The organism is Kribbella sp. NPDC058693, assembly GCF_042715335.1.
GTDB lineage: Bacteria > Actinomycetota > Actinomycetes > Propionibacteriales > Kribbellaceae > Kribbella > Kribbella jiaozuonensis.
In genome coordinates, this window is the sequence record NZ_JBHXSQ010000003.1 from 265,738 (window position 1) to 283,953 (window position 18,216).

Annotated in this window: 16 protein-coding genes; 11 read left to right on the forward strand and 5 right to left on the reverse strand. The window is 68.6% G+C overall.

All coding sequences use genetic code 11. From position 1 onward, the window contains the following. Nucleotides 1-26 precede the first annotated feature (26 nt). Nucleotides 27-3,713: a S8 family peptidase gene (locus ACFWUU_RS19090; protein WP_380177111.1), complete on the forward strand. Its 3,687-nt coding sequence runs from the start codon at nt 27-29 to the stop codon at nt 3,711-3,713. Nucleotides 3,714-3,835: 122 nt separating this feature from the next. Here ACFWUU_RS19090 and ACFWUU_RS19095 read toward each other — a convergent pair whose 3' ends face one another. Then, nucleotides 3,836-5,203: a lytic murein transglycosylase gene (locus ACFWUU_RS19095; RefSeq protein WP_380177112.1), complete on the reverse strand. Its 1,368-nt coding sequence runs from the start codon at nt 5,201-5,203 to the stop codon at nt 3,836-3,838. A 256-nt stretch (nt 5,204-5,459) separates the two neighbouring features. On the opposite strand from ACFWUU_RS19095, the gene hemL reads away from it, so the two are divergent. The 9 genes from hemL to ACFWUU_RS19140 all read left to right on the forward strand — a co-directional run bounded on the left by hemL (nt 5,460) and on the right by ACFWUU_RS19140 (nt 13,970). Beyond that, nucleotides 5,460-6,782, forward strand: a complete 1,323-nt coding sequence (hemL, locus tag ACFWUU_RS19100) for a glutamate-1-semialdehyde 2,1-aminomutase (RefSeq protein ID WP_380177113.1) — start codon at nt 5,460-5,462, stop codon at nt 6,780-6,782. 38 nt (nt 6,783-6,820) lie between these two features. Next, on the forward strand, nt 6,821-7,444 hold the full coding sequence (locus tag ACFWUU_RS19105; protein WP_233714942.1) for a histidine phosphatase family protein: 624 nt from the start codon (nt 6,821-6,823) through the stop codon (nt 7,442-7,444). After that, nucleotides 7,444-8,007, forward strand: coding sequence for a TlpA family protein disulfide reductase (locus ACFWUU_RS19110; protein WP_380177114.1), 564 nt, complete (start codon nt 7,444-7,446; stop codon nt 8,005-8,007). The genes ACFWUU_RS19105 and ACFWUU_RS19110 overlap by 1 nt, the downstream gene beginning before the upstream one ends. A 4-nt stretch (nt 8,008-8,011) precedes the next feature. Next, nucleotides 8,012-8,755 (forward strand): cytochrome c biogenesis CcdA family protein, encoded by a 744-nt coding sequence (locus ACFWUU_RS19115; RefSeq protein ID WP_380177115.1) that lies wholly within the window; start codon nt 8,012-8,014, stop codon nt 8,753-8,755. A gap of 1 nt (nt 8,756) precedes the next feature. After that, on the forward strand, nt 8,757-10,343 hold the full coding sequence (locus ACFWUU_RS19120) for a cytochrome c biogenesis protein ResB (protein ID WP_137256580.1): 1,587 nt from the start codon (nt 8,757-8,759) through the stop codon (nt 10,341-10,343). Beyond that, nucleotides 10,340-11,314, forward strand: a complete 975-nt coding sequence (ccsB, locus tag ACFWUU_RS19125) for a c-type cytochrome biogenesis protein CcsB (RefSeq protein WP_380177116.1) — start codon at nt 10,340-10,342, stop codon at nt 11,312-11,314. The genes ACFWUU_RS19120 and ccsB overlap by 4 nt, the downstream gene beginning before the upstream one ends. Before the next feature lies 1 nt (nt 11,315). Then, nucleotides 11,316-11,567, forward strand: a complete 252-nt coding sequence (locus ACFWUU_RS19130; RefSeq protein ID WP_137256582.1) for a DUF4229 domain-containing protein — start codon at nt 11,316-11,318, stop codon at nt 11,565-11,567. 173 nt (nt 11,568-11,740) lie between these two features. Then, a complete protein-coding gene (locus ACFWUU_RS19135; protein WP_137256583.1) occupies nt 11,741-12,349 on the forward strand; it encodes a TetR-like C-terminal domain-containing protein in 609 nt (202 codons plus the stop codon). A gap of 58 nt (nt 12,350-12,407) precedes the next feature. Continuing rightward, nucleotides 12,408-13,970: an MFS transporter gene (locus ACFWUU_RS19140; RefSeq protein ID WP_380177117.1), complete on the forward strand. Its 1,563-nt coding sequence runs from the start codon at nt 12,408-12,410 to the stop codon at nt 13,968-13,970. Nucleotides 13,971-14,032: 62 nt separating this feature from the next. Here the strand turns inward: ACFWUU_RS19140 and ACFWUU_RS19145 are convergent, their stop codons facing one another. The 3 genes from ACFWUU_RS19145 to ACFWUU_RS19155 are packed head-to-tail and all read right to left on the reverse strand — an operon-like array spanning nt 14,033 to nt 15,915. Next, complete coding sequence (locus tag ACFWUU_RS19145) at nt 14,033-14,509, reverse strand: GNAT family N-acetyltransferase (protein WP_380177118.1); 477 nt, start codon at nt 14,507-14,509, stop codon at nt 14,033-14,035. 37 nt (nt 14,510-14,546) lie between these two features. Beyond that, a complete protein-coding gene (locus ACFWUU_RS19150; protein WP_137256586.1) occupies nt 14,547-15,566 on the reverse strand; it encodes a M48 family metallopeptidase in 1,020 nt (339 codons plus the stop codon). Nucleotides 15,567-15,603: 37 nt separating this feature from the next. Next, nucleotides 15,604-15,915, reverse strand: a complete 312-nt coding sequence (locus ACFWUU_RS19155) for a hypothetical protein (protein ID WP_137256587.1) — start codon at nt 15,913-15,915, stop codon at nt 15,604-15,606. 82 nt (nt 15,916-15,997) lie between these two features. On the opposite strand from ACFWUU_RS19155, the gene ACFWUU_RS19160 reads away from it, so the two are divergent. Continuing rightward, complete coding sequence (locus ACFWUU_RS19160) at nt 15,998-17,116, forward strand: PLP-dependent cysteine synthase family protein (protein ID WP_137256588.1); 1,119 nt, start codon at nt 15,998-16,000, stop codon at nt 17,114-17,116. Between the two features lie 162 nt (nt 17,117-17,278). On the opposite strand, the gene ACFWUU_RS19165 is transcribed toward ACFWUU_RS19160, so the two are convergent. Then, on the reverse strand, nt 17,279-18,151 hold the full coding sequence (locus ACFWUU_RS19165; RefSeq protein ID WP_380177119.1) for a 1,4-dihydroxy-2-naphthoate polyprenyltransferase: 873 nt from the start codon (nt 18,149-18,151) through the stop codon (nt 17,279-17,281). Nucleotides 18,152-18,216 lie beyond the last annotated feature (65 nt).

Below are 18,216 nucleotides of genomic sequence, written 5' to 3' on the forward strand. Positions count from 1 at the left end.
GTCGGGGCATCGGGAGGTGTCCGCCTGTGCGGTACTCGAAGTCAGTTGGCCGATCGTCCCGGTCCACGTCCGGCCTGCTCGCCGCGGTGGTCGTCAGTTCCCTGCTGCTGACGACCACCCCGGCGCACGCCGCGCAACCCGGCGCCGCCCAACCCGCAGGTGCCGTCAATCCGACGCCCGGAGCGTCGGTCAAGCGGATCACGCTCGTCACCGGCGATGTCGCCGAGCTGACCACGAGCGCCGACGGGCAGGTGTCCGCCCGGCTAACCGACGACGAGCCGTACTACTTCGGCACGTTCGACGGCGAGCTCAGCCTGATCCCGTCCGAGGCCTACCCGCTGCTCACCGCGGGCCGCCTGGACAAGCGCCTCTTCAACCTCACCGAACTCGCTGCGCAGGGGTACGACGACGCGAGCAGCGATCGCCTACCCCTCCTCCTGACCGCGCCGGCCACCCTGCGCAGCGCCCCTAGTACGCCGTCGGCCGCGACACTCCGCCGTACGCTCACCAGCGTCGGAAGCTCCGCGGTCACCGTGCAGAAGTCCGACGCGAAGGCGTTCTGGGACGGCATCAGCGGCCCGACGACCTTCAAGACCAGCCAGGTCACGAAGATCTGGCTCGACGGCCGCACGCACACCACCGACGACTTGTCGGACAAGCAGATAGGTGCCCCGACGGCCTGGAAGCAGGGGTACGACGGCCACGGTGTCAAGGTCGCCGTCCTCGACACCGGGTACGACGCCGGCCACCCCGACCTCGCCAAGCAGGTCGTCGCCTCGGAGAGCTTCGTCCCGGACGAGGCGGTCCAGGACCTGCACGGCCACGGTACCCACACCGCCTCGATCGTCGCCGGCCTCGGTACGGCGTCCGACGGCAAGCGGAAGGGCGTGGCGCCCGGCGCGGGGCTGCTGATCGGCAAGGTGCTCGACAACAGCGGCGGCGGCTACGACTCCGAGGCGATCGCCGGTATGGAGTGGGCCGTCCAGCAGGGCGCGAAGGTCGTCAGCATGAGCCTCGGCGGCCTGCCGTCGGACGGCACCGACCCGATGAGCGAGGCCGTCGACCGGCTGACGAAGTCGAGCGGCACGCTGTTCGTGATCGCAGCAGGCAACGCCGGCGCCGAGCAGACCGTTGGATCCCCGGGTGCGGCGTCCGAGGCGCTGACCGTCGGCGCGGTCGACGCCGACAACAAGCTGGCCAACTTCTCCAGCCGCGGCCCGCGCATCGGCGACGGCGCGCTCAAGCCCGAGGTGACCGCTCCCGGTGTGGAGATCGTGGCCGCCCGGGCCGCCGGTACAGCTCAGGGCCACATCCTCGGCCAGTACTACACCGCGCTCAGCGGTACGTCGATGGCAACGCCGCACGTCGCCGGCGCCGCCGCGATCCTGGCCCAGCGCCATCCTGATTGGACCGGCCCGCAACTGAAGGCCGCGCTGGCCTCAACCGCCGTCCCATCGGCCGGTGCCCGGACCGACCAACAAGGCCTCGGCCTGATCGACATCCCGAACGCGCTCGACCCGAAGGTCCTCCCGGACACCGCCAACCTGTTCTTCGGCGACCTGTCCTGGACCGGCCCGACCGCGCCGGCACCGGTTACCCGGAAAGTTGCCTACCGCAACAACTCGAACCGCTCGGTGACGCTCACCCTGTCGGTTGACGCACAGTCTCCGGCGGGGGTGGAGGCCGGGCTGACGGTGAGCCCAGCCCGACTGACCATCCCCGCCGGTGGTACGGCGTCCGCGGCCGTGACGCTCAACCTGGCGAAGACCAAGCCCGCCAACTACGCGGGCGTCCTGACCGCCCGCAGCGGAAGCAGCGTCGTCCGGACCGGACTCGGGTTCGCCGCCGGTGGTCGGTTGAACCAGGTGACCGTGAAGGCGATCGGGCGCGACGGCAAGCCCGCGACCACCGCGGCCGGCGCGAGCGGCGTGCAGCTGTGGAACCAGGACACCGGTGACGTCAACGCGATCGCCTTCGACGAGAACGGCAGCCGCACCCTCGACGTACCGACCGGCCGATACAGCGTGATGGCTTACGCGGTGGGTGGCGACGAGGCGGACTGGGCCAACTCGATCACGTTGCTCGGCGATCCGGACGAGTGGATCGGCACCGACCGTACCTTCACGTTCGACGCCCGGACCGCGCACAAGGTGACGATCAAGACGCCGCGACCGGCCGACGCGCGGAGCATCGGCATCGCCTGGCATCGCAAGGTCGGCGACCGGGATGCCGTCTCCGGCTGGGCCTTCGACGGCAAGGTTGCCAATGGCATCTACGTGCAGGACTTCGGGAAGGTCGCCAACGGCACGTTCCAGGTCGTGCAGCGCTGGGATCTCGCCCAGCCGCAGCTGACCGTCGACGTACCGGGTGCCGGCCGCCTGCCGACGCCCGGCGAGGGCTCCTACCGGACTGTGTACGTCGGCAACGAGAACGTCCCGCTCTACAACGGCGGCGACGGTACGCCGGCGGAGCTGACCGGCGCCAAGGGCAAGATCGCGCTGATCCGCTGGATCTCACCCGACGACATCGTCGCGCAGGTGCAGGCGGCGAAGGCGGCCGGCGCGAAGGTGGTCTTCGTCTACAACGAGGCGCCCGGCTACTGGTCGACCGGGACCGAGCAAGGAGTCCCGCTCTACCTCCTGCGCTCCGAACAGGGCAAGCAACTGCTGGCCGCGCTCGCGAAGGGACCGGTATCGCTCAAGCTGAGCGGCGTCCTCGACAGCACCTACCGGTACGATGTTGCGATCGGACCGTCGACGGTGAAGGGACCGCTGACCTACGACGTCGCGAAGCTGCACCCGGCCATGGTGACCACGAACTTCCAGCGCAACGACGCGTGGTTCCTGCACACCGACCAGCGGATCGCGCATCTGCCCGGGATCAGCACCGGGCTGACGTCGACGCGAGCAGTGACCGGGCCCGTGAGCCGGACCGACTACCTGGTCACCGACCTCAAGGGCGTGACCTGGGACGAGACGACCTCGGCTGGGGAGTGGAACGAGAGCGGGTACGAGTCGACGATCCCGCGCAGCTACCGCCCGGGGGAGCAGGTCACCCGGGGCTGGTGGGAGTCGCTGATGCGTCCCGCCGTACCGGGGTTGTCGGACTCCGCTGGTGACCTGGCGCAGGGTTGGCCGCCGGCGCGGTTCGAGAATGCGTTGCGGATCGCGATTCCGCAGTACGTGAGCGGCGATCGGAGTGTCTTCGGCTGGGGTGATCGCGGCGACGTGACGAGCATGAAGCTCAGCAGCAACGGCGTCGAGTTCGGCAGCGCGGACTGGTCGGTGGCGCAGTGGGCGGTGCCGGCGCGGGCGGCCTGGTACGACCTGACGCTGGACCAGAAGCGTGGGTCGAACAGCTGGGCGACCACGTCTACCGCGACTCACACGACGTGGCACTTCCTGTCGGTGCCTACGAAGAGCCGGGCTGTGCTGCCGCTGGTGCAGGTCGACTACAAGCACACCGACGGGTGGCTCGAGCTGACTCCGGCTTATCAGCCGGGGGTGCGTGGAGTGGGCCTCTTCCGCACGACCGCGGAGATCTCCTACGACGGGAAGACCTGGCAGAAGCTGTCGGTGCGCGGACTCGGCACCGTCCGGGCGAAGCTGCCAAAGCCTCCCGCGGGTGCGTCCGCCGCGAGTGTGCGGGTCAGCGCGAGCGATCTGCTGGGCAACAACGTCAGCCAGACGATCGAGAAGGCTTGGACGTTCTGATCGTCAAGCAGTTCTGATCGTTAAAAAGGGGCGACGCCACGGAGCCGGGGGGATGTGCTCCGTGGCGTCGCCAGGGGCGCACCTAGGGAGGGGTGGGGGCAGGTGCGCCGGTCTGTGGGGGATCAGCTCCCGAGGATGCCTCCACCGAGAACGCCCAGCAGTCCCAGCAGGGACAGCAGGTTGCGGATGACCTGGTCGACCGCCTTCGCCCCACCGGTCTGGTAGGCGGTCACGCACTTCTGCAGCTGGTCCTGGGTCGGCTTGGTGATCGTCACCTTCGCCATCTCGGACTGGCAGTACGTCGTGGCTGTCTGCAGCTCGCCCACCGTGGAACCGACCGTGCCGACGATCAGACCAACCGCCGTCGTCAGCGTCGCGACGCCGGGCGGCGTCGTGGTGGTCGGAGTGGTCGGCTTCGACGTCGGCTTGGTCGGGGTCGGCTTGCCGGGGGTCGGCTTCGAGGTCGGCTTGCCAGGCGTCGGCTTCGACGTCGGGCGCTGGGTCGGAATGACCGTCGGCCGGGTCCCGTCCCGCTCGTCGGTCGGCGTGGTGATCACCGTCGGCGGCGGGGTCGGGAGGTCGATCGTCTTCGGCAGGTTCTTGTCCGACGGCGCGTTGATGTCGCCACCGCCGATCTGCTGGCCGGCGTCGTCCACGTCGTCACCGGAGGTCCCGTTGCCGACCGCGATCCAGCTGCCGCCGGCGTACGCCTTGGCGATGCTGACCACGAGGTCGACGTACTGCTGGGAGTGGTTGTAGCGCAGCACGGCCGCGTTGACGTCGGAGGCCTTGGACAGGTCGGTCTTGCCGGAGCACAGGTACACCGCGGTCGACATCGCCGCGTCGTCGATGTCCTGCGGGTTCCGCACGCCGTCGCCGTCGCCGTCGCCGTCGACTCCCATGGCTCGCCAGGTGCCGGGGATGAACTGCATCGGACCGACCGCGCGGTCGAACGCCCCGTCGCCGTCGAACGCGCCGGCGTCGGTGTCGGAGATCCGGGCCATGCCGGACGAGCCGTCGAGCCGCGGGCCGTAGATGCCCGGTACGGCGACGCCCTGCGAGTTCAGCGCGTTGCCGCCGAAGCGGCCGTGGTTGGACTCGACCCGGCCGATCGCGGCCACCAGCGTCCAGGGCAGATGGCAGGACGGGTCGGCCTGGGCCAGCACCTGCTGGGCCCGGGAGTACGCCTTCAGGGCGGCGTTCGGGATGCCGTTCTTCGACAGGCCCGAGACCACCTGGGTCGGTTGTTCGCCAGGGTCGACGCCCGGGCCGACCACACCCGGCTGCGGCACGTTGGCCGGCTGGGAGATCGGCTGCTTCGGAACGACGACCGAGTTACCTCCGGACAGACCTTGCTCCAGCGACGCCGTGGCGACCGCCGGATCGTCCGTGGCACTGACGGTGAATGCGCTCGCGAACAGCGCCAACGGGATCAGTGGCGCCACCTGACGCCAGCCGCTACCCGTGGCGCGGCGCTTGCCCTTCGCCATCGATGATTCCCCTCCGTGACTCATCGACCAGCCCGGCCCCACGCTGCGGACTGTCTATGTGTCTTTCTCGGTTGCCGTCGTAATAGGTCTAACGTCCGCCCCGTTGCGTGGGTTACGCGCCGGACGAGACCGTGTACGTGCGGTTACCGGGTACCCATACTGGCGCGTAACAAAGCGCCTGTGAACCCCCTGCGCACGATCCACCGCTGTAATTCGGACCGCCCTGCCCGCCGGCCCGCGTGGCCGGTCGGGGAGAATGGCCGCCGTGCCCGCACACACAGAACAGTCCGCCGAGCTCTTCGACAGAGCCTCCGCAGTCACCCCGGGCGGGGTCAACTCTCCCGTACGTGCGTTCCGCGCCGTCGGCGGCGTACCGCGTTTCATGGCATCTGGTGACGGATGTCACATGACCGACGTCGACGGCAATCGCTACCTCGACCTGGTCTCCTCCTGGGGCCCGCTGCTGCTCGGACACGCACACCCGGAAGTGATCGCCGCCGTCCAGGCCGCGGTCGGCCGGGGTACGTCGTACGGGACGCCGACCGAGACCGAAGTACTGCTCGGTGAGGAGATCGTCGCCCGGACGCCCGTGGACAAGGTCCGGCTGGTGTCGTCCGGGACCGAGGCGACGATGTCCGCGCTCCGGCTGGCCCGCGGGTTCACCGGGCGTGCCAAGATCATCAAGTTCGCCGGCTGCTACCACGGACATGTGGATGCACTGCTGGCCCAGGCCGGTTCCGGTGTGATCACGCTGGGCATCCCCGGTACGCCGGGGGTCACCGAGGCGACCACAGCCGACACGATCGTCCTGCCCTACAACGACCAGGCAGCAGTCACGGCTGCGTTCGCGGAGTACGGCGATCAGATCGCGGCCGTGATCACCGAGGCCTCGCCGGGCAACATGGGCGTCGTCCCGCCGCGCGACAACTTCAACGCGTTCCTGGCGCAGGCCTGCCGCGACAACGGCGCGCTGTTCATCTCCGACGAGGTGATGACCGGCTTCCGGATCACCCGCTCGGGCTGGTACGGCGTCGACGGCGTACAGCCGGACCTGATGACGTTCGGCAAGGTGATGGGCGGCGGCTTCCCGGCCGCGGCGTTCGGCGGCCGGGCCGATGTGATGGCCCACCTGGCACCCGAGGGCTCGGTCTACCAGGCCGGCACCCTGTCCGGGAACCCGATCGCCACCACGGCCGGTCTGACCACGCTGCGGCTGGCCACCGACGAGGTCTACGCCAAGATCGACGAGACGTCGCTCACGATCCAGCGGCTGGTCTCGACCGCGCTGGACAAGGAAGGTGTGCCGCACGTCATCCAGGCGGCCGGGAACCTCTTCAGCGTCTTCTTCGTGGAGTCCTCGGAGGGGCCTGCCGAGATCCGGGACTTCGCCGGTGCGAACGCCCAGGTGCTGCCAAGGTTCACGGCGTTCTTCCATGCCATGCTGGACGCCGGCGTCTACCTGCCGCCGAGCGCCTTCGAGGCGTGGTTCGTGAGCAGTGCCATCGACGACGATGCGCTGGCCGAGTTGGAGAACGCCCTCGCTCCGGCGGCCCGCGCGGCAGCCGGCGTACAGAACTGAAGGGACAGGCGGTGACCGAAACGACGGTCGTGCACCTGATGCGTCACGGCGAGGTGTACAACCCGACCGGCGTGCTCTACGGCCGGATCCCCGACTTCCACCTGTCCGAGCTCGGCCGCGCGATGGCCGAGCGGGTGGCCGAGCACGTCAAGGGCCGCGACATCGTGCACCTGGTCAGCTCGCCGCTGGAGCGGGCCCAGGAGACGATGGAGCCGATCGCGAAGGTGTTCGGGCTCACGCCCGACATCGACGAGCGGGTGATCGAGGCGGCGAACCTGTTCGAGGGCAAGAAGTTCGGCGTCGGCGACGGCGCGCTCAAGAACCCGAGCGCCTGGTGGCTGCTGCGGAACCCGTGGAAGCCGTCCTGGGGCGAGCCGTACCAGCAGATCGTCCGGCGGATGCGGGACGCGATCGAGACCGCCCGGGAGAAGGCCGCCGGGCATGAAGCGCTGATCGTGTCGCACCAGCTGCCGATCTGGATCGTCCGGTCCGCGATCGAGGGCCGGCGGATGTTCCACGACCCGCGCAAGCGGCAGTGCAGCCTGGCCAGCCTCACGTCGTTCACCTTCCACGGCGACCAGATCGTCTCCGTCGGGTACTCCGAGCCGGCCAAGGACCTGCTGCCGGTCAAGCCCTCGAAGAAGTTCGTCGGCGGCGCGTGATGTTCCGTCGTACGGCGATCGCGGTGGCCGGGCTGCTCCTCGTCGCGGGGTGCAGCTCGGGTCAGCAGGCTTCGCAGAACCGGCAGGGCCAGTCGGGTTTCGTCAGCGGCAACGGCAACGTGTCACTGTTCGCGGCCGCGGACCGGAAGGCTGCGCCGGAGCTCACCGGGAAGACGCTCGACGGGAAGACCTGGACCCTGTCCGAGCAGATCGGCAAGGTCGTCGTGCTGAATGTCTGGGGCTCGTGGTGCCCGCCGTGCCGCAAGGAAGCGCCTGACCTGGTCGCGGCCTCGAAGGAGCTCGGCCCGTCGGTGCAGTTCATCGGGTTGAACACGCGCGACCTCGATCAGGCCCAGGCGAAGAAGTTCGTGCAGGAGTTCGACGTTCCGTACCCGAACCTCTACGACCCCGACGGCAAGGGCCTGCTGCGGTTCCGCGGACAGATCTCGTCGGCGGCGATCCCGACCACACTGGTGATCGACAAGACCGGCAAGGTCGCCGGTCGGGTGGTCGGCGAAGTGACGAAGCAGACTTTGCTCGGCATGGTCAAGGACGCCGGTTGAGCTGATGGGACAGTGGTTCGCCGACTCGATGACGGGGTCGATGCTGGTAGCACTGCCGATCGCGGTGCTCGCCGGCGCGATCTCGTTCTTCTCGCCGTGCGTCGTACCGCTGCTGCCCGGCTACCTCTCCTACGTCACGGGTCTGTCCGCCGCGGAGCTGGACTCGGCCAAGCGCGGCCGGATGCTGGCCGGTACGGCGTTGTTCGTGGCCGGGTTCTCGGCGGTGTTCATCCTGACCGGGGTGGTGTTCGGCAAGGCCGGTGATCTGCTGATCGATCACCAGACCGCGATCACCCGGGCGCTCGGTGCGCTGACCGTTGTGCTCGGCATCATCTTCCTCGGCGGCTTCGGGTTCATGCAGCGGGACCTGCGGGTGCACCGGGTTCCGGCGGTAGGGATCGCGGCGGCACCGCTGCTCGGCGTACTGTTCGGATTCGGGTGGACTCCGTGTATCGGTCCGACGCTCGGGACCGTGATGACGCTGGCCACCACCGAGGGCAGCACCGGGCGGGGTGCGGCGCTGGCGCTGGTGTTCAGCCTCGGGCTGGGCATTCCGTTCATCGTCGCGGCATTGGCGTTCCGGCGGATGCTGGGCGCGGTGGCGTGGGTCCGCAAGCACCAGCTGCTGGTGATCCGGATCGGCGGCGTACTGATGATCGCGGTGGGACTGCTGCTGCTGACGGGAGTGTGGGATGCGATGACCGCGGACCTGCGGCAGTGGGTCGCCAACTTCGGATCGGCGGTCTGAGATGACAGAGGTCAAGGACCGCATCGCGGCCGCGTCCGGACCGGAGGAGCCGTCCGGCCCGCCGGCGATGGGACTGGTCGGCTGGTTGCGGTGGACCTGGCGGCAGCTGACGTCGATGAAGACGGCGCTGGTGCTGCTGTTCCTGCTCGCGCTCGGCGCGGTGCCCGGATCGCTCGTCCCGCAGACGCCGATCGACCCGATCAAGGTCTCGGACTTCCTTGCGGCGCACAAGACGCTCGGGCCGCTGTACGACAAGCTCGGGCTGTTCGACGTCTACAAGTCGGCGTGGTTCTCGGCGATCTACCTGCTGCTGTTCATCTCGCTGATCGGCTGTGTCGTCCCGCGGCTTTCCGTGTATGCGAAAGGACTGCGGGCCCGGCCGCCGAAGCCGCCGCGGAACCTGAACCGGCTGCCGGGGTACGAACGGTTCGAGGTCGACGCCGATGACGACGTACTCGAGGCCGCGACACGCGAGTTGCGCAAGCGCCGGTTCCGGGTGCAGGCGTACGACGGTGCCGTCGGGGCGGAGCGTGGTTATCTGCGCGAGGCGGGCAACCTGCTCTTCCACTTCTCGCTGATCCTCGCGCTGGTCGGGGTCGCGTGGGGTTCGCTGTTCGGTTACCGCGGCACGGTGTTGGTTGTCGTGGGCAACGGGTTCTCGAACACGGTCGCGCAGTACGACGATTTCACGCCGGGGCGCGCGTTCAGCGGCGACGACGATCTGCCGCCGTTCTCGCTGACCGTCAAGAACTTCGAGGTGAAGTTCCAGGAGGACGGGCCGCAGAAGGGTGCGGCGCGGGAGTTCAACGCGCAGCTCGCGTACCAGGAGACGCCGGACGCGCCGGAGAAGTCGTACGACCTGCAGGTCAACCATCCGCTGAAGCTGGACGGCAGCAGCGTCTTCCTGCTCGGGCACGGGTACGCGCCGCGGGTGACGGTCAAGGACGGGCAGGGGAACGTCGCGTTCTCCGGGCCGGCGCCGTTCCTGCCGCAGGACTCGAACTTCTCGTCGTTCGGCGTGATCAAGGCGCCGGACGCGCGGCCGATGACGCTGGGCTTCGAAGGGTTCTTCCTGCCGACCGCGGTGATCGGCCAGGACGGTCCGGTGTCGGTCTTCCCCGACGACCTGAACCCGCAGTTGGTGATGACCGGGTACTACGGGCGGCCGCAGCCGGAGACCGGGAAGCCGGAGTCGGTGTACCAGCTGGACAAGACCAAGCTGACGCAGTTCGAGCAGAACGGCGACAAGTGGCGGTTCCAGCTCGCGCCCGGGCAGAGCGTCGCGCTGCCGGACAAGGCCGGGTCGATCACGTTCGACGGATACAGCCGGTGGGTGAAGCTGCAGGTCAGCCACACTCCGGGGACGGATCTCGCGCTGGCGGGCATCCTGCTGGCGATCCTCGGGCTGATGGGTTCGCTGTTCGTGCATCCGCGGCGTACCTGGGTGCGCGTGCGGGACGAGGACGGGCGTACCGTTGTCGAAGTCGCCGGTCTGGACCGCGGGCCCGAACGCGGGCTCGGCGACGAGATCCACGCAATTACCAAGAGCCTCAAACCAGCCAGCTCGAGCACCGAGGAGCAGCCATGAGCCCGGAGACCTACGCACAAGTCTCCAACCTGCTGATCCCGACCGCCACGGTGATCTACGTCCTGGCCCTCATCTCCCACGCGATGGAATGGGCCCTCGGCCGCGCCTCGGTGGCGACCGTCGAGGTGAAGGAAGAGGTGCTGGTTGCCTCCGGCGGTGCGCAGGCGACTGCACCGGCAGAGGACCCGACTACTCCGGCATCGAACGAACGGTTGGATGCGGCTAGTCGGATCGGGTTGTTGCTGACCTGGTTGGGCTTTGTCCTCCACCTGGGTGGTGTTGTCACCCGCGGGTTGGCGGCGGGGCGGGTGCCGTGGGGGAACATGTACGAGTTCTCCATCACCGCATCGCTCGCCGTGGCGATCGTCTACCTGATCTTCGTGCAGAAGTACAAGCTGCAGTGGCTCGGCCTCGGCGTCACCTTCGTGATCGCCGCCGTACTCGGCCTCGCCTCCCTCGCGCTCTACACCCCGGCCGGCCCGCTCGTCCCGGCCCTGCACTCGTACTGGCTGGTCATCCACGTCTCCTCCGCCGCCATCTCCGGCGGCGCGTTCACCGTCGGCGGCCTCGTCTCCGTCCTGTACCTCGTCAAGGCCCGCGCCGAGCGCAAGGCCCTCGCCGGCGGCACGATGTCCGCATCGCTGCGCCGACTCCCGAGCGCCGAGGCGATGGACGGTACGGCGTACAAGGTGCTCGCGTTCGCCTTCCCGCTGTGGACGTTCGGCGTACTCGTGGCCGGTCCGATCTGGGCCGAGCACGCCTGGGGCCGGTACTGGGGCTGGGACCCCAAGGAGGTCTGGTCCCTCGTCACCTGGGTCGTGTACGCCGCCTACCTGCACGCCCGCGCGACCGCCGGATGGCGTGGCCGCCGGGCCGCGACGATCGCGATCGTCGGCTGGTTCGTCTTCATCTTCAACTTCGTCGGCGTGAACCTGTTGGTCTCCGGCCTGCACTCCTACGCTGGGGTCTGAGATGAAGGAGTTCGCCATCTACACCGGCCTGCGGGCGGCCCTGTTCGCCGTCTGCTTCGCCGTGCTCTGGTTCGCGCTGAACAACTGGCTGACGATCTTCCCGCTGCTCCTCGTCGCCCTGATCCTGTCCTCGATCCTCTCGATCTTCGTACTGCGCGCCGCCCGCGAACGGCTGGCCGGCAAGATCGAGACCCGGGCCGCGAACATCTCGCAGCGCCTCGAGCAGGCCCGCACCGCCGAAGACGACGACTGACCGTCGCTTCCGCGTGACCACGCCGTACCAGTGATCAACTGGTACGGAGAGTGACTTATGCCACTGGCGTAATCTCCGCAAAATCCTTTGTGCATTCCTTCACATGAGTCGTAGAGTGATGGATGAAACGAAACAGTTTCGTTCTATCGGTGTTCTTGTAGCTACGCAGGGTGATGAAGGTGGACAACGCAGGCGTACGGCAGCGGCCTCGGGTCGAAGGCGGTCGTGAGGACGAGATCCTCGACGCGACCGTCGCGGTGGTGGCCGACCTCGGCTACGACCGGCTGACGATGGACGCGGTAGCGACGGCGGCGAAGGCCAGCAAGGCGACGCTGTACCGGCGCTGGTCCACCAAGGCCGAGCTGGTCGTGGACGCGATCAGCCGGGCCAAGGGGTGCCCGATGCCGGAGGAGGTCGACACCGGCAGCCTGCGCGGCGACCTGATCTCGATGGCGTGCGGTGCGGGTGGTTTCACCGACGAGCTTCCGATGTCGGTGATCGCCGGTCTGCTGACCGCGCTGCACCGCGACGCCGAGCTGCAGCAGGCTTTCCGTGAGCGCTTCCTGGCGCCGCGGCAGGCCCTGACCAACAAGGTGTACGAGCGTGCCGTCGAGCGCGGCGAGATCGCACCGGACGTCGACGTCGACCTGCTGTCGGTGACGTTGCCCGCGGTGATCATCCACCACGCCTACATCCTCGGCGTCGAGCCGACCGACGAGCTGATCCTCCGAGTGATCGACAACGTGATCCTGCCTGCGGCGCGGGGGTCGCAGGTGAGCTGACCGGTGAGGGGCCGGTCCGCGACGTAGCAAGACAGTCTGCCCAAGAGGGGAAATTCCTATGTCCGAAGAAGTCATCAAGGCCGATCCGCCGGAAGGCAGGCCGGCCGACGCGGTCGGTGGGTCCACCGGCCACGGTCACCGCAATCTCGGTATCGCGCTCGCGCTGATCTGCATGGCGCAGCTGATGGTCGTGCTGGACGGCACCATCGTCAACATCGCGCTGCCGCACATCAAGGGCGCGCTCGGCTTCAGCGACGCGTCGCTGCCGTGGGTCGTCAACGCGTACGCGCTGGCCTTCGGTGGTCTGCTGCTGCTCGGCGGCCGGATCGGTGACATCCTCGGTCGCCGCAAGGTCTTCGTGTTCGGTGTCGTCCTGTTCGGTCTGGCGTCGTTCGTCGGCGGTATCGCGCAGAGCGAGACCGTGCTGCTGGTCAGCCGGATCCTGCAGGGTCTCGCGGCCGCGGCGGCCTCGCCGAACGCGCTCGCGCTGATCACCACGACGTTCCCGGCCGGCAAGGAGCGCAACCGGGCGATGGGCGTGTACGCCGCGATGTCCGGGGCCGGCGCCGCCGTCGGTCTGATCCTGGGTGGCGCGCTGACCGAGGCGTCCTGGCGCTGGACGTTCTTCATCAACACGCCGATCGGCCTGCTGGTCGCCGTACTGGCCTTCCGGTTCCTCGGTGAGTCCGAGCGGCAGACCGGCAAGTTCGACCTGCCCGGTGCGATCACCGGCACGCTGGGTCTGACCTCGCTGGTCTACGGCCTGACGCACGCGGCGACCAACGGCTGGGGCGACGCGCTCACGCTGACGTACATCTTCGGCGGCCTGGCGCTGATCGGGATCTTCCTCGTGATCGAGTCCCGGTCGAAGCACGCGCTGATGCCGTTCCGGATCCTCGCGAACCGGACCCGTGGAGTCAGCTTCTTCGTGATGCTGATCGTCGGTGCGGCGATGTTCTCGATGTTCTACTTCCTGGGCATCTTCGTGCAGAGCATCATGGGCTACAGCGCGCTGAAGACCGGTATCTCGTTCCTGCCGTTCAGTGTCGGCATCGTGCTCGCGGCCCAGGTCGCGTCGACGCTGGTGGCACGGATCGACCCGCGGTGGATCGCGGGTACCGGTGGCGTGTTCGTCGCGGCCGGCATGTTCGGGTTCAGCCGGCTCCAGGTCGACTCGACGTACTGGACGCACCTGCTGCCGTACATCCTGGTGCTCTCGTTCGGTATGGGCCTGATCTTCGTACCGCTCACGCTGACCGCGGTCAGCGGGGTCGCCGCGGAGGACTCGGGGGTCGGATCGGCGGTGCTGAACACGGTCCAGCAGATCGGTGGTGCGGTCGGCCTGGCGCTGCTGGGCACGATCTCCACCAGCGCGATCAAGGACAAGTTCGCCGAGCTGGCCCCGGGCCTGCAGAAGGCGGCCGAGTCCGGGCAGTCGCCGGCCCAGATCAAGCAGTTGCAGGGTCAGTTCACTGCACTGGCTACGACGCACGGGTTCACCCGCGCGTTCGTGTGGTCCGCGTTCCTGGCGCTGGGCGCCGCGCTGATCACGCTGGTCGGCCTGTCGATCAAGCACAAGGACCTGGCCAACGACGGCCAGAGCCCGGTCCACATGGGCTGAGTGCTGTTGATGCTCGAAGGGCCTGCTTCCCGGGAGGGGGGAAGCAGGCCCTTCGTCTTGTTCTACAGGTGTTTCTGCATCACGAGTTCGCGGGTCACGCCGTCCGCCATCAGATCGCCGGGCTCGTCGGTGTCGACGTACCCGTGGCGGAGGTAGAGGTTGTGCGCGGGATCGTTGCCGGGGACAACTGACAGCTTGAGGACGGTGGCGCCGATGCCGCGGGCCCAGTCCTCGACCGCGGTCATCAGCGCGTTCCCGACGCCTTTGCCGCGACCGGCCGGGGCGACCCACATCGATACCAGCTCGGCATGGTCATCGTCGGGGAATCCGCCGGCCATGCCCGCTGGCGTACCGTCGATCGTCGCGATCACCTGGTAGGCGCCGGGCGCGCTGAGGCGCTCGCGCCAGCGTTCCTCGGGGGCGTCCACCCAGTCCGCGAGCTGCGAACCGAAGGCGAACGGCGCCTCCTCGAGCGCGGCGAGCCGGAGCTCGCTCCAGGACTTCCAGTCGTCCGGGCCGATGGCCTGTATGTCGATCACGCGGACAGGATCGCAGTCGGCCCGGAGCGGAGACCAGTCAGTTTCGGGGTGGGAACCTCGAGGAGACCCAGTCGCGGACGCCGCCGAGGCCGTCGCCGAGGTCGCGGAGCAGCTTGGCCAGCGGGTCCTGCGAGCGGTTGAACGCGTCGGTGTACGACTTCGCGGCGTTCTTCGCCTCCTGCGAGATCGACGCGTTCGCATCGTCCTGGCGCTTCGGGTAGTCGCCGGACACGATCGTCGTGTACTCGCCCTCGTCGACCCAGCGGCGCAGCTCGTGCGCGCGGATCACAGCCATCGGGTGCGACTGCGCCTCGAGCAGCAGCAGCTTCAGCACGCTGTCGCGCAGGTCGCCGGCACTCTCGTACTCCGTACCCTGCGCAAGGAACGTCGTCGTGTCGAGTTCACCGAGCTGACCGCCGCTGGCGAGCTTCATCTGGACGCGCAGCGCGACCGCCGGGTCCTGGGCCGCGAGCAGACCGGCGCGGTCACCCGACAGCTCGGCCTTGCGGGACCACTCGTGCAGGGCGGCGACGATCGCGCGAAGACCGAGAGCGCCGATCGGCATCCAGTTCAACGCGCCGGTGAGACGCATCAGCCAGAGCAGGAGCGACTGGTAGAGAGCGTGGCCGCTCTGCGCGTGACCGAGCTCGTGACCGAGGACGAACCGCAGTTCCTCCTCGTCCATGCCTTGGATCAGCGCGCTGTTCACGACGATGAACGGCTTGTCCATGCCGATCGTCATCGCGTTCCAGATCGGGCTGTTGGTGACGTACAGCTCGGGGAGCTGGCGGACGTCCAGGGTGGCGGCGGCCTCGGTGTAGAGCCGGTGCACGGTCGGGAACTGCCGCTCGTCCACCCGGATCGCGCCGCCGAGGAACTGCAGCCGGAACGCGCGCTCGTTGATCATCCCCGACATCTTGCGGAGCAAGTAGTCGAAGCCCTTCAGCTGCCGCAGGGCCACCAGCGCACCGCGGTCCGCCGGGTGCTCCCACGCCCGCGAACTGATATCGGTCAACGTCACCCGCTGCCGCGTCGGCCGATCGCCGTTCTCGCTCATCGCTCCCCCTGCTTCCCGGTCGTCATGGACCCCCAACTTAGCTCGCCCGTGGGTCTGATCGAGGTTTGAGCGCCAGCGCCAGCAGCAGGGTCGGGAGCCAGCCGAGGGGTACCGACCACCAGCCGAGGCCCTGGCCCGCTGCGAGTGCGGTCGTGGCGAGGCAGATCGCCGTACCTGTCAGCCAATATGTGAAGGCTGCCCAGCCGGGGTGATCCTTGGCCCGGCGGTGGCCGACCCAGGCGAAGGTGAGGGTTGCGGGGAGGGCGAGGGCGGTGGCGCCGAGCGTGAGTACCGCGAGGATCAGGGCGACGTCGCCGGGGGAGAACTCGACCGCTCCGAGGGGGATCATGTGCTTGATCCTGTCGCGTTCAGGCGCCGGTCACCGAGCGTAGGAATACTCAAATCGCTCCGTAGGTCCTAGCCTGGCCCGCATGAGTGAGGCTGACAGGGTGTGCCGCGAGGTCGACCGGCGGGACGACAAGGCACGCGCCTGGGTGTCCGAGGCGATCCGGATCGTGGACGCCGACGCGAACCGCAGCGCGGACACCCATCTGCACGTGTTCCCGATGCCGGAAGGTACCGGCGTAGACCTGTACCTCAAGGACGAGTCCGTACATCCCACCGGCTCGCTCAAGCACCGGCTCGCCCGGTCCCTGTTCCTGTATGCCCTCTGCAACGGCTGGATCCACGAAGGCACCACGGTCATCGAGGCGTCCAGCGGCTCCACGGCGGTCAGCGAGGCGTACTTCGCGCGGCTGCTCGGGCTGCCGTTCGTCGCGGTGATGCCGCGCTCGACCAGCCCCGAGAAGGTCGAGCTGATCGAGTTCTACGGCGGCCGCTGCCACTTCGTCGAACGCTCCGGCCAGATCTACGGCGAGGCCAAGCGCCTGGCCGAGGAGACCGGCGGGCACTACATGGACCAGTTCACGTACGCCGAGCGTGCGACCGACTGGCGCGGCAACAACAACATCGCCGAGTCGATCTTCGGGCAGCTGTCCCTCGAACAACACCCGATCCCGACCTGGGTCGTGGTCGGCGCCGGGACCGGCGGTACTTCGGCGACCATCGGCCGGTACGTGCGCTACCAGCGGTACGACACGTCGGTAGCGGTGGTCGACCCGGAGAACTCCGCGTTCTTCCCCGCCTTCGAAGCCGGCGACCACGAGTTCTCCACCGGCCGCCCGTCCCGCATCGAGGGCATCGGCCGACCGCGGGTCGAACCGTCGTTCGTACTGGGCGTCGTCGACCGGATGATTTCGGTGCCGGACGCGGCGTCGATTGCTGCGATGCGGTTCTGTTCCCGGGTCACTGGTCGACTCGTTGGCGGGTCTACTGGGACGAACCTGTGGGGATCGTTGCGGTTGGCCGCCGAGATGCGTCGTACGGGGGCGCGCGGCAGCATCGTCACGCTCCTGTGCGACAGCGGCGAACGCTACGGCAACACGTACTACGACGACGCCTGGCTACGCACCAGCGGAATCGACATCACGCCATACACCACCACCCTGGAAACCTTCGCCCGAACCGGCAACTGGACCGAACCGGAGTAACTGGGGTTCTTGGGGGAGTGTGGTGATGGGGGAGTGTGGTGATGGGGGAGTGTGGTGATGGGGGAGCGTGGTGATGGGGGAGTGTGGTCAGCCCCCGGCTGCGTAGCACGCGTGGGCTGGTCGCAGTCAGCCGTCAGCACAGTTCGTGCGTGGGATGGAGTCTTATCCGCCGAGCGCGAGGCCGACGGCTAGGCCTACGGCGTACAGGAGTTCGGTTTGGCCGGTGCCCTTGAGGACTGGGATGAGGGCGGGGCCGACCGCGTCGCTCAGGACGACCCGGATCGACTTGAATGCGAGGGGTGCGGCGATGAAGGCGAGGAGGGTCCAGGGGGTGGCGATGACGGAGACGGCGGCTAGGACGAAGGCCAGGATTACGAGGGCGGCGTACAGCTGGCGGGAGCGCGGTGCGCCCAGGACGACCGCAAGCGTGCGTTTGCCGGTGACGGAGTCGGTGGGGATGTCGCGGAGGTTGTTGGCTACCAGGAGGGCGCACGCGATCGAGCCGACCGAGACGGCGCCTGCGACGGCGGGCCAGGTGATGGTTTCGGCTTGGGCGTACGTCGTACCGAGGACGGCGACCAGGCCGAAGAAGAGGAACACGCTGACCTCGCCGAGCGCGCGGTAGCCGTACGGGCGTTTGCCGCCGGTGTAGAACCACGCGCCGAGGAGAGAGGCGGCGCCGGCGACCAGGAGCCACCACGTGGTGGTCGCGGCGAGGACGATGCCGAGTGCGGCGCCGATGCCGAAGCAGGTGAAGGCGGCGGTCTTGACCTGGCCGGGGGAGGCGACCTTCGAGCCGACCAGCCGCAGCGGGCCGACGCGGTTCTCGTCGGTGCCGCGAATGCCGTCGCTGTAGTCGTTGGCGTAGTTGACACCGATCTGCAGTGCCAGCGCGACGCCGAGGGCCAGCAGCGCCTTCCACCAGACGAAGCCGTCCAGGTACGCGGCCGCGCCGGTTCCGACGAGGACAGGGGAGATCGCGGCGGGCAGGGTGCGGGGGCGGGCGCCTTCGATCCACTGGGCAGGGGTGGCCATGACCATCGATTCTGTCAGCCGCGAGTCCGAACGCGGGAAGCGGGCCGGTCGGCGGATGGCCGAGC